Source organism: Streptomyces saintjeani (genome assembly GCF_055409605.1).
Window position 1 is genome coordinate 8,408,004 of record NZ_CP189624.1, and the last position, 15,162, is coordinate 8,423,165.

Here is a 15,162-nt window from a genome sequence, read left to right on the forward strand (position 1 = left end):
TTCATCGTCAGCCAGGCTAGCCGAACCGCAGCTCAGACCGGGTGCGGCAGGATGGTCCGATGGACGACGAGCTGTTTCCCCGGGAACGTACGCAGGTCGCGCCGGGCGCCGTGCACGTGCCCGACTGGCTGGACGCCCCCGCCCAGCGCGACCTGCTCGAAGCGTGCCGGGAGTGGGCGCGCCCGCCCGCCGGCCTGCGCACGGTCCGCACCCCGGGCGGCGGCACCATGACCGCCCGCCAGGTCTGCCTGGGCTGGCACTGGCACCCGTACGCGTACTCCCGCACGGCCGTCGACGGCGACGGCAGCGCGGTGAAACCATTCCCCGCCTGGCTGGGGGAGCTGGGGCGGCGGGCGGTCGCGGCGGCGTACGACGGACCGCCGGAGCCCGGCCCGGCGTACGACATCGGCCTCGTCAACTTCTACGACGGCGACGCCCGGATGGGCATGCACCAGGACGCCGACGAGCGGTCGGACGCGCCGGTGGTGTCGCTGAGCCTGGGGGACCGGTGCGTGTTCCGGTTCGGGAACACCGCGTCGCGGGGGAAGCCGTACACGGACGTCGAGCTGCGCAGCGGGGACCTGTTCGTGTTCGGCGGGGCGTCGCGGAGGGCGTACCACGCGGTGCCGAAGGTGCTCCCGGGGACGGCGCCGGCCGGGCTCGGGCTCACGGGGCGGCTGAACGTGACGCTGCGCGTCAGCGGTCTCGCGCACGGCCACGGCACCGAGCGGATCATGGGAGACTCGCTCTCATGAGCGGCAAGGCGGACCCCCGGCCGGCGGGGGAAGGGACCACCTCAAGGGCGCGGCTGGACCGGGGGCGCGGCGCGCTCGGGCCCGCGCTGGAGCTCGTGCACACCGGGCGGGCGCCGACGCGCGCGGTCCTCACGGCCGAACTCGGTGTGACGCGTGCCACCGCGGGCGCGGTCGCCGCCGAGCTGGAGGCGCTCGGCCTGATCCGGGTCGACGCGCACCCCACGGCCGCCGCCGGCTCCCAGGGCCGCCCCTCGCACCGGCTCGAACTCGCCGAGGACGGGCCGGTGGTGCTGGCCGCGCAGGTCCATACCGACGGTTTCCGGGCCGCGTTGGTCGCGCTGGGCGGCCGGATCGTGGCGACGACCCCGAGTTGCGAGGCGGTCGACGCGGACCCGGCGAAGATCCTCAGCGCGGTCGTCGAGGCGGGCGCCGAGCTGCTGCGGACCAGCGGACGCCGCTGCGTCGGCGCCGGGCTCGCCGTACCGTCGGCCGTCGCCGAACCCGAGGGCCTCGCCCTCAATCCCCTTCACCTGGCCTGGCCGGTGGGGGCACCGGTGCGGGAGATCTTCGCCGAGCGGATCGCGGCGGCCGGTGTCGAGGGCCCCGCGTTCGCCGCGAACGACGTGAACCTCGCGGCGCTCGCCGAGCACCGGCACGGCGCCGGGCGGGGCGCTCGCGACCTGCTGTGCGTGGCTACCGGACACCGGGGCGTCGGCGGCGCGCTCGTCCTCGACGGCCGTCTGCACACGGGGAGTTCGGGGCTCGCGCTGGAGGTCGGCCACCTCACCGTGAACCCCGAGGGCCGCCCCTGTCACTGCGGCAGCCGTGGCTGTCTCGACGTCGAGGCCGACCCGCTGGCCCTGTTGACCACCGCCGGGCGCGAACCCGGGCCCGGGGGCTCGCTGTTGCACCAGGCGGACCGGCTGGTGCGTGATGAGTACGGCGACCCCGTGGTCCGTGCGGCGGCCGAATCCCTCATCGACCGGCTGGGGTTGGGGCTCGCCGGGCTGGTGAACATCCTCAACCCCGACCGGATCATCCTCGGCGGGCTCCACCGCACGCTCTTCGACGCCGACCCGGAGCGGCTGCGGGCCGTCGTCGCCGACCGGAGCCTGTGGGGCAGGAGCGGTGGGGTGCCGATCCTCGCGTGTTCGCTGGACCACAACAGCCTTGTCGGAGCTGCCGAGTTGGCGTGGCAGCCGGTGCTGGACGATCCGTTGGGGACGGTGAGCGCGTAGGCGGGGTGCGCCGGCTCAGAGGGTCGTCCCGCCGTCGATCACCAGGTCCGTGCCGACCAGCGGGGCCGCGTCCTGCGACGCCAGGTACAGGACGGCGCGGGCGACTTCGTCCGTCGTGACGGCCCGGCCCAGCGGCGACTGCTCCTTCATCCGTGCCGCGCGGCCCTCCTCCGTCTCGCCCGGCAGCAGGGACATGGAGGTCCGAGTGGCGCCGGGGCTCACGGAGTTGATGCGGACGCCGTCCCGGATGTGCTCCAGGGCGGCGCCCCGGGTGAGGGAGGTGACGGCGGCCTTGCTCGCGGAGTAGGCGGCCGAGCCCGGCTTCTGCGCGTGGACGCCGAGGGTGGAGGCGACGTTGACGATCGCGCCGCCGCGCGGCTGGGCGCGCATCTGCCGTACCTCGGCGCGCAGCGCGAGGAAGAGGCCGGTCAGGTTGGTGTCCATGAGCGCGTGCCAGTCCGCGAGGCCGGTGTCGGCGAGCGGCTGCCCGGCCCGGGCGATGCCGGCGTTGTTCACCGCGACGTCCAGGGAGCCGAACCGTTCCACGGCGGCCCCGATCAGCGCGTCGACGCTGTCGGGGTCCGTCACGTCGGCCGGCTGGGCGATCGCGACGCCGCCCGCCCGCTCGACGAGCGTGACCGTCTCCTCCAGCGCGGTCCGGGTGCGCCCGGAGGCGACGACGTACGCGCCCTCGGCGGCGAAGGCGAGCGCGAGGGCGCGGCCGATACCGGAACCGGCGCCGGTGATCAGGGCTGTGCGGCCGGAGAAACGGGGCTGAGGCATGGTGAACCTTTCGAGAATGGTCGGTCTTGAATGAGGGTGAGAGTGTCTGAGGCAGGAGGTGTCTGAGGCGGGGGATGTCTGTTGCCGGTGTCGGTCGAGCGGACCGTCAGTCGAGCAGCGTCAGCGCCTGCTCCACCGCGTCCCGCACCCGTGCCGTCGGATCGGCCGACGCCTTGCCGATGATCCGCAGGCCCTGGAGGAAGACCAGCAGCATCCGGGCGAGCGCGCGCGGATCGCGGTCCCGCGTCAACTCGCCCTGCGCCTGGGCCCGTACGAGGGCGGAGTGCAGCAGCGTCTCCAGCTGCTCCCAGCCCGCCTCGACGCGGCGCGCGGCGGCGGGGTCGTGCGGGGCCAGCTCGGCGGCCGTGTTGACGACGAAACAGCCGCATCTGCGGCCGGGGTCACCGGTGGCCTCGGCGGCGAACCGCCGCACGACCGCCCGGACGCCGGGCAGCGCCGGACCCGGTGCCGACAACTCCCGTACCAGAAAAGAGAGGTTGAGGTCGCTGTAGCGGTCCAGTGCCTTCAGGTACAGGTCGTGCTTGCTGCCGAAGGTCGCGTAGATGCTGGCGCGGGCGATGCCGAGGTGCTCGACGAGGTCGGCCATCGAGGTGGCCTCGTAGCCGCGCCGCCAGAACAGGTCCAGAGCGGACTGGAGGGCGGCGTCCGGGTCGAATTCCTTGGTCCTCGCCATGGGGGGAGCGTAGGCCATTCGAGAACGAGTGGTCAATTAAGGGCGGTGAGGGCCAACAGGCCCGCGTGGCCCTCGGGTTCGCACGCGATCTCGGGGGTTGTGCCCTGGGCCCGGAACCAGCGGTCGGCGGCTTCGCGGACCAGACCGCGTCGGTTCGCCCGCCCCGCACGTGACCAGCGAGGATGGGCGGGATCACCCCGCCCGGGAACCACCCCGCTGCCCCGGGACCACCCCCGCCGCACCAGAAAGCTGACGTCATGACCGAGAAACTCACCGTGACCGTCCTCGGCACCGGCATCATGGGCGCCGCGATGGCCCGCAACCTCGCCCGCGCCGGACACACCGTCCGCGCCTGGAACCGCACCCGCGCCAAGGCCGAACCGCTGGCCGCCGACGGGGTCGCCGTCGTCGACTCCGCCGCCGAGGCGGTGCGCGGCGCGGACGCCGTCGTCACCATGCTCTACGACGGCGGCGCGGTACGGGACGTCATGCGCGACGCGCTGCCGGGCCTCGGGGACGGGACGCTGTGGGTGCAGTCGACCACCGCGGCGCTCGACTCCGTCGCGGAATTCGCGGAGTTCGCGCGCGAGCACGGCCTCGTGTTCTTCGACGCGCCCGTCCTCGGCACCCGGCAGCCGGCCGAGGCGGGTCGGCTCACGGTGCTGGCGGCCGGTGCCGTGCCCCAACGCGCCGCCGTAGCCCCGGTGTTCGACGCGGTCGGCGCCCGCACCGTCTGGACCGGCGAGGAGCCGGGCGGCGCGACCCGCCTCAAACTGGTCGCCAACAGCTGGGTGCTGGCCGCCACCGCCGCCACCGGCGAGGTCCTCGCCCTCGCCCAGTCCCTCGACGTCGATCCCCAGGACTTCTTCGCCCTGATCGCCGACGGCCCCCTCGACATGGGCTACCTGCACGCCAAGGCGGCCCTCATCCTCGAAGACCGCCTCTCCCCGGCCCAGTTCGGCGTGACGACGGCGGAGAAGGACGCCCGCCTGATCGTCGAGGCGGGCAGGGCGGGAGGTATCCGCCTCGACGTGGCCGAAGCCGCAGCGGAGCGCCTGGCCCGGGCCGCAGCGGCGGGACACGGCGAGGAGGACATGGCGGCGGCGTACTTCGCGAGCTTCGGGCCGGACGCCTCGGGTACCGGCTCCGGCGAGCAGCAGAGCGGCTGAGCACTCGAACTCACCGCCACGTCCGTCCGGGCTCACCCCCCATATGCACGGCCGCCCCAACTCACCGCCACGCCACGGAGAACGCCCGCCCCGCGTTCTCCGTGAGCATCCTCCCCACCACCCCCTCCCCGACGACCGCCGTCAACCGCTCCCGCACCCGCCGCAACAGATACGGCATCCCCGGCCCCCCGTTCACCGACCGCGCGCCGGCGGTCGTCGTGTCGCCCCCGAGGAGCAGCCGGTCCCCGAACCCGGCCTCCACGAGGGCGAGTACGGCGTCCGGCATCCGCCAGTCGGTGGCGTGATGAGCGTGGGACGGACCGTCGAACGCCAAGTAGCAGCCGCTCTCCGCGATGTGACGGTGCGTCAAGAAGTCGGGTGAACGGTTCAGGTGCCCCAGGACCACGGACTCCGGCGCAACCCCCAACTCCCCGCACAGCAGGTCGAGTACGTCGAGCGCCCCCGTCCCCAGCTCCAGATGCACGGCGACCGGCGCCCCCGTCGCATGGTGGGCCTCGGCGGCGGCTGCCATGGTCCAGCGGGCGTGCGCATCCAGCCCGTGGAACCCGCCCGCCACCTTCACGAACCCCGCCCGCACTCCCGACGTCCCGATCCCCGCGGTGAGTTCGGCGACGAACACCTCCGCGAGCCGGGACCCGCGCACCTCCTCGACGACGCCCTCGTCGTAGTGCCGGGCCTGGTGCAACCCGGTCGCGGCGACGACGTACACCCCCGACTCCCGTGCCAGCGACGGCAGATCGGCCGCACGCCGGCCCATCCGGTACGGCGTCCACTGCATCACGGCCCCGCCGCCCAGCTCCCGGAACGCGGCCAGTTCCGCCCGTGCGGCCGAGGCGCTGCGCAGCTCCTGCCCGGGCAGGAGCGGGCTGCTGAGGAAGAGGTGGTCGTGGGCGTCGCAGATGCCGAGCCGTTCGGGCGGCACGTCGCCGACGACCGTCCGGACGGTCCTCACCACTGGCGTCCCCTCGGCAGGTCCGCGAGCCCCGGCGCCGACAGGTGCAGCACGCGGAACACGTCGCCCTCAGCCCCCGGCGCGTCGTGCGCCCACAGCGAGAACCGCACGATCTCCCACCGCGAGGTGTCCACCCCCGCCGCGGCCACCACCACCCCGTCCTCCCGGGCCAGCTTCCCGACCGCCTCCGCCTCGCCCTCCATCACCTCGGCGTACACCGCGCCGTCCGGCGGAACCGGTACCCGCTGCCGCACGGCCACGGCGGCGGGCGAGCCGACGGCGCCGCCGACGTCGTACGCCGCGCCGCTCCACTGCCGTACGGCCGGCCGGCCGAAGTCGTCGCTCAGCCGCTGGAACGCGCCGCCCCAGAGGAAACGGTTCATGCCCCGCGCGGTGTGCCACAGGTAGAACGGGGCGTACTGGTTGACGGGCGAGCCGTCGGCGCCGCGTTCGCGCAGGAGGTACGCCTTGAGGCCGAGGCCCTGCCAGTCGTCCAGGAGATGCCCGGCGCGGGCCACGCGCGCGTGCACGATGCTCATGTCGTAGTCGGCGGGGAGGGTGAGTTCGTACTGCATCGCATGCATGACGGCTCCTCAGGCGGAGTGCGCGCGGGCGTAGTCGTGCGGGTCGACGTGGTCGGCCCAGTCGACGGTCGTGCCGTCGGCGGCGGCCTCGACGGTGGCGATGTGCGACATGCCGGTGCGGGGCCCGGCGCCGTGCCAGTGCGACTCGCCGGGTTCGATCCACACGGTGTCACCCGCGCGGATCGCCTCCACGGCACCGCCCTCGCGCTGCACCAGACCCTCGCCGTCGACGACGTGCAGGACCTGGCCGTGCGGATGGCGGTGCCAGGCGGTGTGCGCGCCGGGGGAGAAGTGGACGTGGTAGATCCGCAGCCGGGACGGCGCGGGCGGCACGGCGATCTCGTCGAGCCGGACGGCGCCGGTGAAGTGCTCGGCGGGACCCTGTGCGGAGTCGGGCCGGCGTCGGGTGATGTGCATGGGAGTTCCTCTAACTCTGGGGTGCCAGCAGGGCGAGCAGACCTCGGACACCGGCGTCGAACGCGTCCGGGGAGCCGGAGGCGCGGGCCAGGACGTAACCGCCCTGGACGGTCGCGACGACCGCCGAGGCGATCTCCGTGGCGTCCAGTGAGGGCGCGAACTCGCCCTGCTCCTGGCCCAGTTCGACGACCTCGGCGATCCGCGCGCGGATGCGGGCGAGCGTCTCGTCGACGGGTGCGCGCAGTTCTGGGCTGGCCATGATGTCGGGGTCCATCGTGAGACGGCCGACCGGGCAGCCGCGCAGCACGTCGCGCTCACGGCGCAGGTACGCCGCGATGCGCTCGTACGGAGTGCCCGGCGCGTCCAGGACCGCCTCGGCCGTGGCCAGCAACTCCTCGGCCGTACGCCGGATCGCGGCCAGCGCCAGATCGGGCTTGCCCTTGAAGTGGTGGTACATGCTGCCCTGCCCGGCGCCCGCGCGCTCCAGGATCGCCTTGGGGCTGGTGCCCACGTAACCGCGCTCCCACAGCAGCTCGCGGGTGGACTCGATGAGGCGTTCCGAGGTGCTCATGACCGTACTGTACATACTAGTAGTTACAGAATCCAGGCTCCGGGGGAGTACCGCGTGATCCCTCACGTACTCCCCCGGAGGTACGCGAGGTACCGCCACCCGTGCGACGCCCCGACCCCCCTCCCGGCGAGAGCCTCGGCAGTGACAGATGAATCACTGCCGAAGGAGATGACCGGCGATGGACACCCTCGCGAGCGGATACGGCGGCCCCGGCCCCTGGATCCTGCTGTTCCCCCTGTTCTGGGCGGCTGCCGTGGCCGCAGTCGTCACCGTCGTACGCCGTACGGGTGGATGGCGCGGGCGCACGCGCCCCGGCACACGCCTCCTCGGGGACGCGCCCCTCGCCGTCCTCGGGCGGCGCTTCGCCGCCGGGGAGATCGACGAAGAGGAGTACTGGCGCCGGCAGTCGGTGCTGGAGGAGCACTTCGGGCGCAAGGGCGGTGACGCGTGATGGCGGCGACGGCCGCCGCGCGGGTCACCGGCGCCGTGAAGGTGTACGGCGCCGGAGACACCGCCGTACGCGCGCTGGACGGCGTGAGTGTGGAGTTCCCGGCCGGGCGGTTCACCGCGATCATGGGGCCGTCGGGGTCGGGGAAGTCGACGCTGATGCACTGTGCGGCGGGGCTCGACACGCTGTCCTCGGGGGCCGCGTGGATCGGTGACACCGAGCTGGGCGCGCTGGACGACCGGCGGCTGACGGTGCTGCGCAGGGACCGGGTGGGGTTCGTGTTCCAGGCGTTCAACCTGCTGCCGACGCTCACCGTCGCCGAGAACATCCGGCTGCCCCTCGACCTCGCCGGGCGGCGCGGGGACGGCGAGTGGATCGACGCGCTGATCGACGTCGTCGGCCTGCGCGACCGGCTCCACCACCGCCCCGCGCAGCTCTCCGGCGGCCAGCAGCAGCGCGTCGCCGTGGCCCGCGCCTTCGCCGGACGCCCCGAGGTCGTCTTCGCCGACGAGCCGACCGGCAACCTCGACTCGCGCGCGGGCGAGGAGGTCCTCGGCCTCCTCGGCCGTACCGCGCGGGAGACGGGCCGCGCGGTCGTCATGGTCACCCACGACCCGCTCGCGGCGGCCCACGCGGACGAGATCGTCTTCCTGGCGGACGGCCGCTTGGCCGACCGGATGGAGGCGCCGACGGCGGAACGGGTGCTGGACCGGGTGAAGGCGTTCGAGGTACGGCAGGGGGAGGTGCGGTCATGAACGACGTCACGCGCGACAACCCCCCAGCCACCGCGCCCACTCCCGCCCCCGCCCGCACCACCCTCCGCCTGAGCCTCTCCGCCCTCCGAGCCCACCGCCGCCGCTTCGCCGGAACCTTCCTCGCCGTGTTCCTCGGTGTCTCCTTCCTCGCGGGCACCCTCGTGATGGGCGACACCCTGCGCGCCGGCTTCGACACGATGTTCGGCAGCGCGACGGCCGGTACGGACGCCGTCGTACGCGGCGCGGACGCGATCACCACGCCGGGCGACAGCCAGGGCGTACGGCGGCCGGTGCCGACCGCGCTGGTGCGTGACCTGGCGGGCGTCCCCGGCGTCGCCGCCGCCGAGCCCGACATCCAGGGCGCCGGACAGCTCCTCGGCCGCGACGGGAACCCCATCGGCGGCAAGGGCCCGCCCACCCTCGCGGGCAACTGGATCACCGACCCGCGCCTCAACCCGTACCGCCTGGCCGAGGGCCGCGCCCCCGCGCACCCCGGAGAGGCGGTCGTGAACCGGGCCACCGCGAAGAAGGGCGGCCTGCGCCTCGGCGACACGACGATCCTGCGCACCCCCGACCCCGTACGGGTCAGGATCGTGGGCCTGGCGACCTTCGGCGGCGCCGACGGCATGGCCCAGGTCACCTACACGGGCCTGACCCGAGCGGACGCGGAACGGTACCTCACCGCACGCCCCGGCCTCGCGACGAGCATCCTCGTGCGGGCGGCGGACGGAGTGAGCCAGAAGGAGCTGGTCGAGCGGCTGACTCCCGTACTCCCCGAAGGAGTCGAGGCCATCACCGGCCAGGAGGTCGCCCGCGAGGACACGGACATGATCGGCCGTCAGTTCCTCGACGTCTTCACGGCGTTGCTGCTGGTCTTCTCCGGAATCGCCCTGCTGGTCGCGACGTTCTCCATCCACAACACGTTCGCGATCGTCGTCGCCCAACGCACCAGGGAGAACGCCCTGTTGAGGGCCGTGGGAGCATCCCGGCGCCAGGTCACGGCAACCACCCTCACCGAGGCGGCGGTTGTGGCGCTCACCGCGTCGGCCGCCGGACTCGCGGGCGGCATCGGCATCGCCGCCGGACTGAAAGCCCTGTTCCCGGCGATCGGATTCCCCTTCCCCGACGGCGAGTTGGTGATCGGCGCGCTCTCGCTCGCCCTGCCGCTGCTGGTCGGCACGGTGGTGTGCCTGGTCTCCGCGCTGCTGCCCGCCGTACGGGCCGGACGTACGGCACCGCTCGCGGCGCTGCGGGACATGGCGGTCGACGCGTCGGGTACGTCGCGACGGCGGGCCGTCGTCGGGGTCGCGCTGCTGGCGACCTCGGCCGGCGTGCTGGTCCCACCGTCCTTGTGGACGGCGGGAGTCGGCGCCGTCCTCGTCCTGGTGGCCTTCGTGGTGCTGGGCCCGGTCGCATCGTCGGCCGTGATCCGGGTGCTGGGCGGACCGCCGGCGAGACTGCGAGGCGTCACCGGTGCCCTGGCCCTGCGCAACGCCCTGCGCAGCCCCCGGCGGACGGCCGCCACGGCGAGCGCGCTGATGATCGGCGTGACCGTGGTGTCCCTGTTCACCGTGTTCGGCGCCTCGCTGAAGGCGACGATGGACCGGACCGTCGCGAGGTCGTTCGCGGGCGATCTCGCCGTGAGCGCACCGGCGTTCGGCGCGGGCGGCAGCGGACTGAGCCCGAAGCTGGCCCCGGCGATCGACAGGCTGCCCGAGGTCGACACGGCCGTCGGTCTCGGCAAGGGAGTGGCCGAAGTCAACGGCGACGGACGCGAGTTGACGGTCACCGACCCCACCGCCCTCGCCCGCACCTTCGAACTCGGCACGGTCCAGGGCGACCTGAACTCCCTCGGCGCCGACGGCATCGCCGTCACCCGCACGGAGGCCCGCAAGCAGCACCTCACGGTCGGCTCCACCACCCGTCTCACCTTCACCGACGGACAGCGCCTCACCTTCACCGTCCGCGCCCTGTACGGCCGTTCGGAACTCGCCGGCGACTACGTCATCACCCGCCAGGCATGGTCCCCGCACCGCACGCAGGACCACGACACCCTGGTCGCGGTGTCCCTCAAGAAGGGCGTCGGCGAACAGGCCGGCAAGGCGGCCGTCGAGCAAGTCGCCGAGCGGTACGGCGATCCGGAGGTGCGGACCCGGGACGAGTACGCCGAGTCCTCGGCGGGCGGCATCGACATGATGCTCACCCTCGTCTACGCGCTGCTGGCGCTCGCCGTCCTCATCGCCCTGCTCGGCATCGCCAACACGCTGACCCTCGCGATCCATGAACGCACCCGGGAACTGGGCTTGTTGAGGGCGGTCGGCCAGACCCGCGCGCAACTGCGGGCGATGGTCCGCTGGGAGTCCGTGCTGGTCGCGGCGTTCGGCACGACGGGCGGGCTCGCGCTGGGCGGCTTCCTCGGCTGGGTGCTCGTGAGGGCCTCCGACGGGGCGAGCGACAGCGAATTCGCCTTCGCCGTACCGGTGTCGCGGCTGGCGATCGTCGCGCTGGTAGGGCTGGCGGCGGGCGTCCTGGCCGCGCTGAGGCCGGCGCGCAGGGCGGCCCGGCTCAGTGTGCTGGGAGCCGTGGCCGTGGAGTGAGACCGGGAAGAACGTGCCGGGCCCGCATCGGTTGCGGCCCGGCACGTACCCGCCCCACCGGTTCCCAGGGGTTCGTCAGACCCGGGCCGCCGCCCGGTGCGGCTCGGCCACGGGCTGCGGGGCGGCGAGATCGGCGGGCGGCATCACGTTCCCCAGAGGGCTCGCCGGGTCCGTCGCCGACAGCGTGAACCACACGACCTTCCCGTCCGCCCCCTCCGACCGCGCGCCCCAGCTCTCGCTGACCGCCGCCACCATCGCGAGGCCCCGGCCGCAGGTGGCCAGCGCGTCGATGTCGTCCATCGCGGCCACCACCGGCAGCCGGGGATCCCGGTCGCGCACCGAGACGGTCAACTGCCCGAGCAGCAGTTCCATCTCCACCACGCAGGTGTTGTCCGGCCGCGCGTGCCGGTGGACGTTGGCCAGCAGCTCCGTCACACCGAGCGCGGCCCGGTCCATGAGGGGGTCCAGCTGCCAGTACCGCAGATGTGCGGCAACGATTCTGCGGACCTGGCCGATCCGAGACGGCAGAGCTTGCAGCTCCACCGTGCAGTGCCTGTTCGGGTTGCTGATCACGCTGCGACTCCCCGACGTGAGGTCCGGAGGAACACGGAGTTCGGATCGTTTCGGCAGCGCGTCCCGGACAGCGGCCGGCTGCGTTGGTGGCCGGCGGGCTGGTTCGCAGCGTTATCGCCGGTAAACCCAGAGTGACGTCAGTTCAGAGTGGCTCAGGGGGAGCGGGGGCGCAACTTCGGGCGAGAGGGGCGTACGGCTGTCTTGCGCGCCCCTCGGTACCGGCGCGCACGCCTGGCGATGCCGCGTGGTGTGCTCCCCGGCACCGGCGTGCGCGCCCTGCCGTACGGCATCACGCACCCCCGGCCGGTCTCACCCGCCCCCGGCCCTCCGCACCGCCTCGACGAACCTCCGCGCGGCCGGAGCCCCGGTCCGCCCCCGATCCGGCGTGGCTAAAGTCAGCGAGTACCGCGTCCCGTTGACCTCGGCACGCGCGCGGCCGTCCGCGCCGAACCAGGCCCTGGACGCACGGACCGAGCCCACGGGCGCGCTGTCGATCTCGCTGCCGTGGCTGTTGAGCAGCTCCAGCCGGCCGTCGCTGATCCGGACCCGCCCGGCCCGGGTCAGCGACCGGAGTCTTCTGCCGATGCGGACGCCCGTCGCCGTGAACTCCGGCTCCGCCATGCCGCTCCGCCCCCTCGCCGCCCCGTGAGTGATGTCTGCCCCCCGGTGCCGTGCAGTCTGCCGCCCGGGGGCGTACGGCACCAGTGGGTCGGGAGGACCCGTGGCGCTCGCCCGGAGCACTCGCGCGAATGCGCCCCCTGAGGGTTCCTTTGGGGTGCTCAAAGGTGTGTTTATGCAGGTGGGAAGCGTGTGACGGATGTCTATGATCGAGGCGACGGCCGCTTGAGCGAGCGTATGAGGAGCCCCACCGTGACCACCCCCCAGCAGACCTCGACCCTGGACGAGGACCGCAGCGACGACGCGTACCGCGCATGGCTGAAGGACGCCGTGCGCAAGGTGCAGGCGGACGCGAACCGCTCCGCGGACACCCACCTGCTCAAGTTCCCGCTCCCCGAGGCCTGGGGCATCGACCTGTACCTGAAGGACGAGTCGACGCACCCCACCGGCAGCCTCAAGCACCGCCTCGCCCGCTCGCTCTTCCTGTACGGCCTGTGCAACGGCTGGGTCCGCCCCGGGCGCCCGGTCATCGAGGCGTCCAGCGGTTCCACGGCCGTGTCGGAGGCGTACTTCGCGAAGCTGATCGGCGTCCCGTTCGTCGCCGTCATGCCGCGCACGACCAGCGCGGAGAAGTGCCGGCTGATCGAGTTCCACGGCGGCCGATGTCATTACGTCGACGACCCCCGCACGATGTACGAGGAGTCCGCCCGGCTCGCCGCCGAGACCGGCGGGCACTACATGGACCAGTTCACGTACGCCGAGCGCGCCACCGACTGGCGCGGCAACAACAACATCGCCGAATCCATCTTCAGGCAACTGGAGTCGGAGCCGTTCCCCGAGCCCGCGTGGATCGTCGCGACGGCCGGTACGGGCGGCACCTCGGCGACGATCGCCCGGTACGTCCACTACATGCAGTACGACACCCGGATCTGCGTCGCCGATCCCGACAACTCCTGCTTCTACGAGGGCTGGACGACCGGCGACCCCGACGTCACCTACGACTGCGGCTCCCGTATCGAGGGCATCGGACGGCCGCGCATGGAGCCGAGTTTCGTGCCCGGCGCGATCGACCGGATGATGAAGGTCCCGGACGCCGCGAGCGTCGCCGCCGTACGGGCCCTGGAGTCGGCCATCGGGCGCAAGGCGGGCGGCTCGACGGGGACCGGGCTGTGGAGCGCGCTGAAGATCGTCGCGGAGATGGCCGAGGAGGGGCGCCAGGGGAGTGTCGTCACGCTGCTGTGCGACCCCGGGGACCGGTATCTCGACAAGTACTACTCCGACGCGTGGCTCGCGGAGCAGGGGCTGGACATCACGCCGTACAGCGAGGTGATCGAGACGCTGCTGACGACGGGGAAGTGGCAGGACTGAACCTCCGGTCGCCCGGGGCGAGTTCGCGGCCGGGCCCTCAACTCCCGGGCTTCCCCAGCCTCTTGTCCAACTCCCGTACGGCGCCCCGGAACGCGGTCCCGAGCCCCGGCCGGGCCACCTTGAGCGCGACCCGCAGCGCCGGCACCCCGTCCGCCGCGAACGTCCACCGCACCCGCGTCCCCGCGCCCACCGGAATCAGCCGCCACTCCTCCACGAGGGCTTTCAGCCCCGGTGCGTTGAGGGTGTCCAGACGGTAGGCGTACACCTCGGGAGCCTTCGCCGCGAGGACCGTCTCGCGGAACCTGCCGCCGCCCACGAGGTGGATCTCCCGCTGCCCGCCGTCCCCGAGGGGCCGCGCGAGCCTGACCTGACGGAACCAGTCGGCCCAGCCGGGGACGTCCTCGGCGAGGGCGTGGAAGACGGCCTCGGGAGCCGCGGACATCTCCTGCGCGAACAGCAAGCGGACGGGGGCGGTCTCGACGAACTCAAGACCCACCGGGGCCAGATGACGCTCCACGCGAAGTCCCCTCCCGCTGACGCACTGCGACGATCAGGAAACCCACCCTAGTTGACGGACCGTCAGAAGTCGTCGCCCGTGCGTCACATGTCCACGGCCCGCACGGCTTCCCCCGCCACCACGACCCGCAGATGCTCGGCCATCTCCGCACGAGCCGCCGCCGGCAGCCCCGCGTCCGTCACCAGCGAGTCCACCTGGTCCAGCGCCGCGAACGAACTCAGGCCCACGACACCCCACTTGGTGTGGTCGGCGACCACCACGACCCGTCGCGCGGAGTGCACGAGGCGCCGATTGGTCTCCGCCTCCGCGAGGTTGGGCGTCGACAGACCCGCCTCGACCGATATGCCGTGCACGCCGAGGAACAGCACGTCGAAGTGGAGCGCGGCGATCGCCTGGTCGGCGACGGGGCCGACGAGGGAGTCCGAGGGGGTGCGGACCCCGCCGGTGAGGACGACGGTCGCGGCGCCCTGACGCGGCCCGGACGTGCGCTGCGCGGCGTGGAAGACGTCCGCGACACGCACCGAGTTGGTGACGACGGTCAGGTCCGGCACGTCCACCAGCCGGTGGGCGAGCGCGAAGGTCGTCGTACCGCCGGAGAGGGCGATCGCACTGCCGGGGGCGACGAGCCCGGCGGCCGTACGCGCGATGTCCTCCTTCGCGGTGAGTTCGAGGCCCGACTTCGCCTCGAAGCCCGGCTCGTGGGTACTGGCCTCGACGACCGGTACGGCGCCGCCGTGCACCTTCTCGACGACGCCCTGCTTGGCGAGCGCGTCGAGGTCGCGGCGGATCGTCATGTCGGACACGCCGAGCCTGCGCGTGAGTTCGTTGACGCGGACACCGCCCCGGCGGCGCACCTCGTCGAGGATCAGGGCGCGGCGCTGCTCCGCGAGGAGGTTCTGATTCTCGCTCACGTACGCTCCGGTCCTTCCCGCGTCGAACCCCGCCCGGTCGGGTCGGGACGGCCCATCCTCGCACGTCGCAGGCGCTGTCGCGGCCCGTTCGGAAGGGACCGGAGAGCACAAGCGCTTGCTCCCGCACACCGTCTCGTCACGGTTGCCTCACGGAACGGGGAGATTCCGTGACAACGGGTGTGTTCAAGGGC

17 protein-coding genes are annotated in these 15,162 nt (G+C 73.2%); 7 read left to right on the forward strand and 10 right to left on the reverse strand.

Annotation, left to right across the window (positions count from 1 at the left end; all coding sequences use genetic code 11):
* Nucleotides 1-59: 59 nt before the first annotated feature.
* Both ACQCO7_RS37545 and ACQCO7_RS37550 read left to right on the forward strand, forming a co-directional pair.
* Entirely contained in the window at nucleotides 60-755 is a 696-nt protein-coding gene (locus ACQCO7_RS37545) for an alpha-ketoglutarate-dependent dioxygenase AlkB family protein (RefSeq protein WP_464075993.1), read from the forward strand.
* Nucleotides 752-1,993: an ROK family protein gene (locus ACQCO7_RS37550; RefSeq protein ID WP_464075994.1), complete on the forward strand. Its 1,242-nt coding sequence runs from the start codon at nucleotides 752-754 to the stop codon at nucleotides 1,991-1,993. The genes ACQCO7_RS37545 and ACQCO7_RS37550 overlap by 4 nt, the downstream gene beginning before the upstream one ends.
* Before the next feature lie 15 nt (nucleotides 1,994-2,008).
* Here ACQCO7_RS37550 and ACQCO7_RS37555 read toward each other — a convergent pair whose 3' ends face one another.
* Nucleotides 2,009-2,776 (reverse strand): SDR family NAD(P)-dependent oxidoreductase, encoded by a 768-nt coding sequence (locus tag ACQCO7_RS37555; RefSeq protein WP_464075995.1) that lies wholly within the window; start codon nucleotides 2,774-2,776, stop codon nucleotides 2,009-2,011.
* Between the two features lie 106 nt (nucleotides 2,777-2,882).
* Nucleotides 2,883-3,470 carry a TetR/AcrR family transcriptional regulator gene (locus ACQCO7_RS37560; protein WP_464075996.1) on the reverse strand — a complete coding sequence of 196 codons (588 nt, stop codon included), beginning with the start codon at nucleotides 3,468-3,470 and terminating at the stop codon, nucleotides 2,883-2,885.
* Between the two features lie 257 nt (nucleotides 3,471-3,727).
* On the opposite strand from ACQCO7_RS37560, the gene ACQCO7_RS37565 reads away from it, so the two are divergent.
* Nucleotides 3,728-4,639 (forward strand): NAD(P)-dependent oxidoreductase, encoded by a 912-nt coding sequence (locus ACQCO7_RS37565; RefSeq protein WP_464075997.1) that lies wholly within the window; start codon nucleotides 3,728-3,730, stop codon nucleotides 4,637-4,639.
* A gap of 61 nt (nucleotides 4,640-4,700) precedes the next feature.
* On the opposite strand, the gene ACQCO7_RS37570 is transcribed toward ACQCO7_RS37565, so the two are convergent.
* From ACQCO7_RS37570 to ACQCO7_RS37585, 4 genes are read right to left on the reverse strand one after another with little or no spacing between them, the layout of a single operon-like run.
* Complete coding sequence (locus ACQCO7_RS37570) at nucleotides 4,701-5,612, reverse strand: phosphotriesterase family protein (protein ID WP_464077390.1); 912 nt, start codon at nucleotides 5,610-5,612, stop codon at nucleotides 4,701-4,703.
* Complete coding sequence (locus tag ACQCO7_RS37575; protein WP_409118276.1) at nucleotides 5,609-6,196, reverse strand: DUF4865 family protein; 588 nt, start codon at nucleotides 6,194-6,196, stop codon at nucleotides 5,609-5,611. Before ACQCO7_RS37575 ends, ACQCO7_RS37570 begins: the two co-directional genes overlap by 4 nt.
* A 9-nt stretch (nucleotides 6,197-6,205) precedes the next feature.
* Entirely contained in the window at nucleotides 6,206-6,613 is a 408-nt protein-coding gene (locus tag ACQCO7_RS37580; protein WP_464075998.1) for a (R)-mandelonitrile lyase, read from the reverse strand.
* A gap of 10 nt (nucleotides 6,614-6,623) precedes the next feature.
* Complete coding sequence (locus tag ACQCO7_RS37585; RefSeq protein WP_409118278.1) at nucleotides 6,624-7,199, reverse strand: TetR/AcrR family transcriptional regulator; 576 nt, start codon at nucleotides 7,197-7,199, stop codon at nucleotides 6,624-6,626.
* Between the two features lie 163 nt (nucleotides 7,200-7,362).
* Here ACQCO7_RS37585 and ACQCO7_RS37590 point away from each other — a divergent pair, with 163 nt between their 5' ends.
* From ACQCO7_RS37590 to ACQCO7_RS37600, 3 genes are read left to right on the forward strand one after another with little or no spacing between them, the layout of a single operon-like run.
* The gene (locus tag ACQCO7_RS37590; protein WP_464075999.1) at nucleotides 7,363-7,635 is read left to right on the forward strand and encodes an SHOCT domain-containing protein; all 273 of its coding nucleotides are present in this window, start codon (nucleotides 7,363-7,365) and stop codon (nucleotides 7,633-7,635) included.
* Nucleotides 7,635-8,387, forward strand: a complete 753-nt coding sequence (locus tag ACQCO7_RS37595) for an ABC transporter ATP-binding protein (RefSeq protein WP_464076000.1) — start codon at nucleotides 7,635-7,637, stop codon at nucleotides 8,385-8,387. Before ACQCO7_RS37590 ends, ACQCO7_RS37595 begins: the two co-directional genes overlap by 1 nt.
* Complete coding sequence (locus ACQCO7_RS37600; RefSeq protein ID WP_464076001.1) at nucleotides 8,384-10,984, forward strand: ABC transporter permease; 2,601 nt, start codon at nucleotides 8,384-8,386, stop codon at nucleotides 10,982-10,984. The genes ACQCO7_RS37595 and ACQCO7_RS37600 overlap by 4 nt, the downstream gene beginning before the upstream one ends.
* Before the next feature lie 75 nt (nucleotides 10,985-11,059).
* Here ACQCO7_RS37600 and ACQCO7_RS37605 read toward each other — a convergent pair whose 3' ends face one another.
* Both ACQCO7_RS37605 and ACQCO7_RS37610 read right to left on the reverse strand, forming a co-directional pair.
* Complete coding sequence (locus ACQCO7_RS37605; protein WP_464076002.1) at nucleotides 11,060-11,557, reverse strand: ATP-binding protein; 498 nt, start codon at nucleotides 11,555-11,557, stop codon at nucleotides 11,060-11,062.
* Between the two features lie 309 nt (nucleotides 11,558-11,866).
* Nucleotides 11,867-12,178: a hypothetical protein gene (locus tag ACQCO7_RS37610; protein WP_464076003.1), complete on the reverse strand. Its 312-nt coding sequence runs from the start codon at nucleotides 12,176-12,178 to the stop codon at nucleotides 11,867-11,869.
* 234 nt (nucleotides 12,179-12,412) lie between these two features.
* On the opposite strand from ACQCO7_RS37610, the gene cds1 reads away from it, so the two are divergent.
* A complete protein-coding gene (cds1, locus tag ACQCO7_RS37615) occupies nucleotides 12,413-13,543 on the forward strand; it encodes an L-cysteine desulfhydrase Cds1 (RefSeq protein WP_464076004.1) in 1,131 nt (376 codons plus the stop codon).
* A gap of 37 nt (nucleotides 13,544-13,580) precedes the next feature.
* Here the strand turns inward: cds1 and ACQCO7_RS37620 are convergent, their stop codons facing one another.
* Nucleotides 13,581-14,060: an SRPBCC family protein gene (locus ACQCO7_RS37620; RefSeq protein ID WP_464076005.1), complete on the reverse strand. Its 480-nt coding sequence runs from the start codon at nucleotides 14,058-14,060 to the stop codon at nucleotides 13,581-13,583.
* Nucleotides 14,061-14,143: 83 nt separating this feature from the next.
* Nucleotides 14,144-14,971, reverse strand: a complete 828-nt coding sequence (locus ACQCO7_RS37625) for a DeoR/GlpR family DNA-binding transcription regulator (RefSeq protein ID WP_464076006.1) — start codon at nucleotides 14,969-14,971, stop codon at nucleotides 14,144-14,146.
* Nucleotides 14,972-15,162 lie beyond the last annotated feature (191 nt).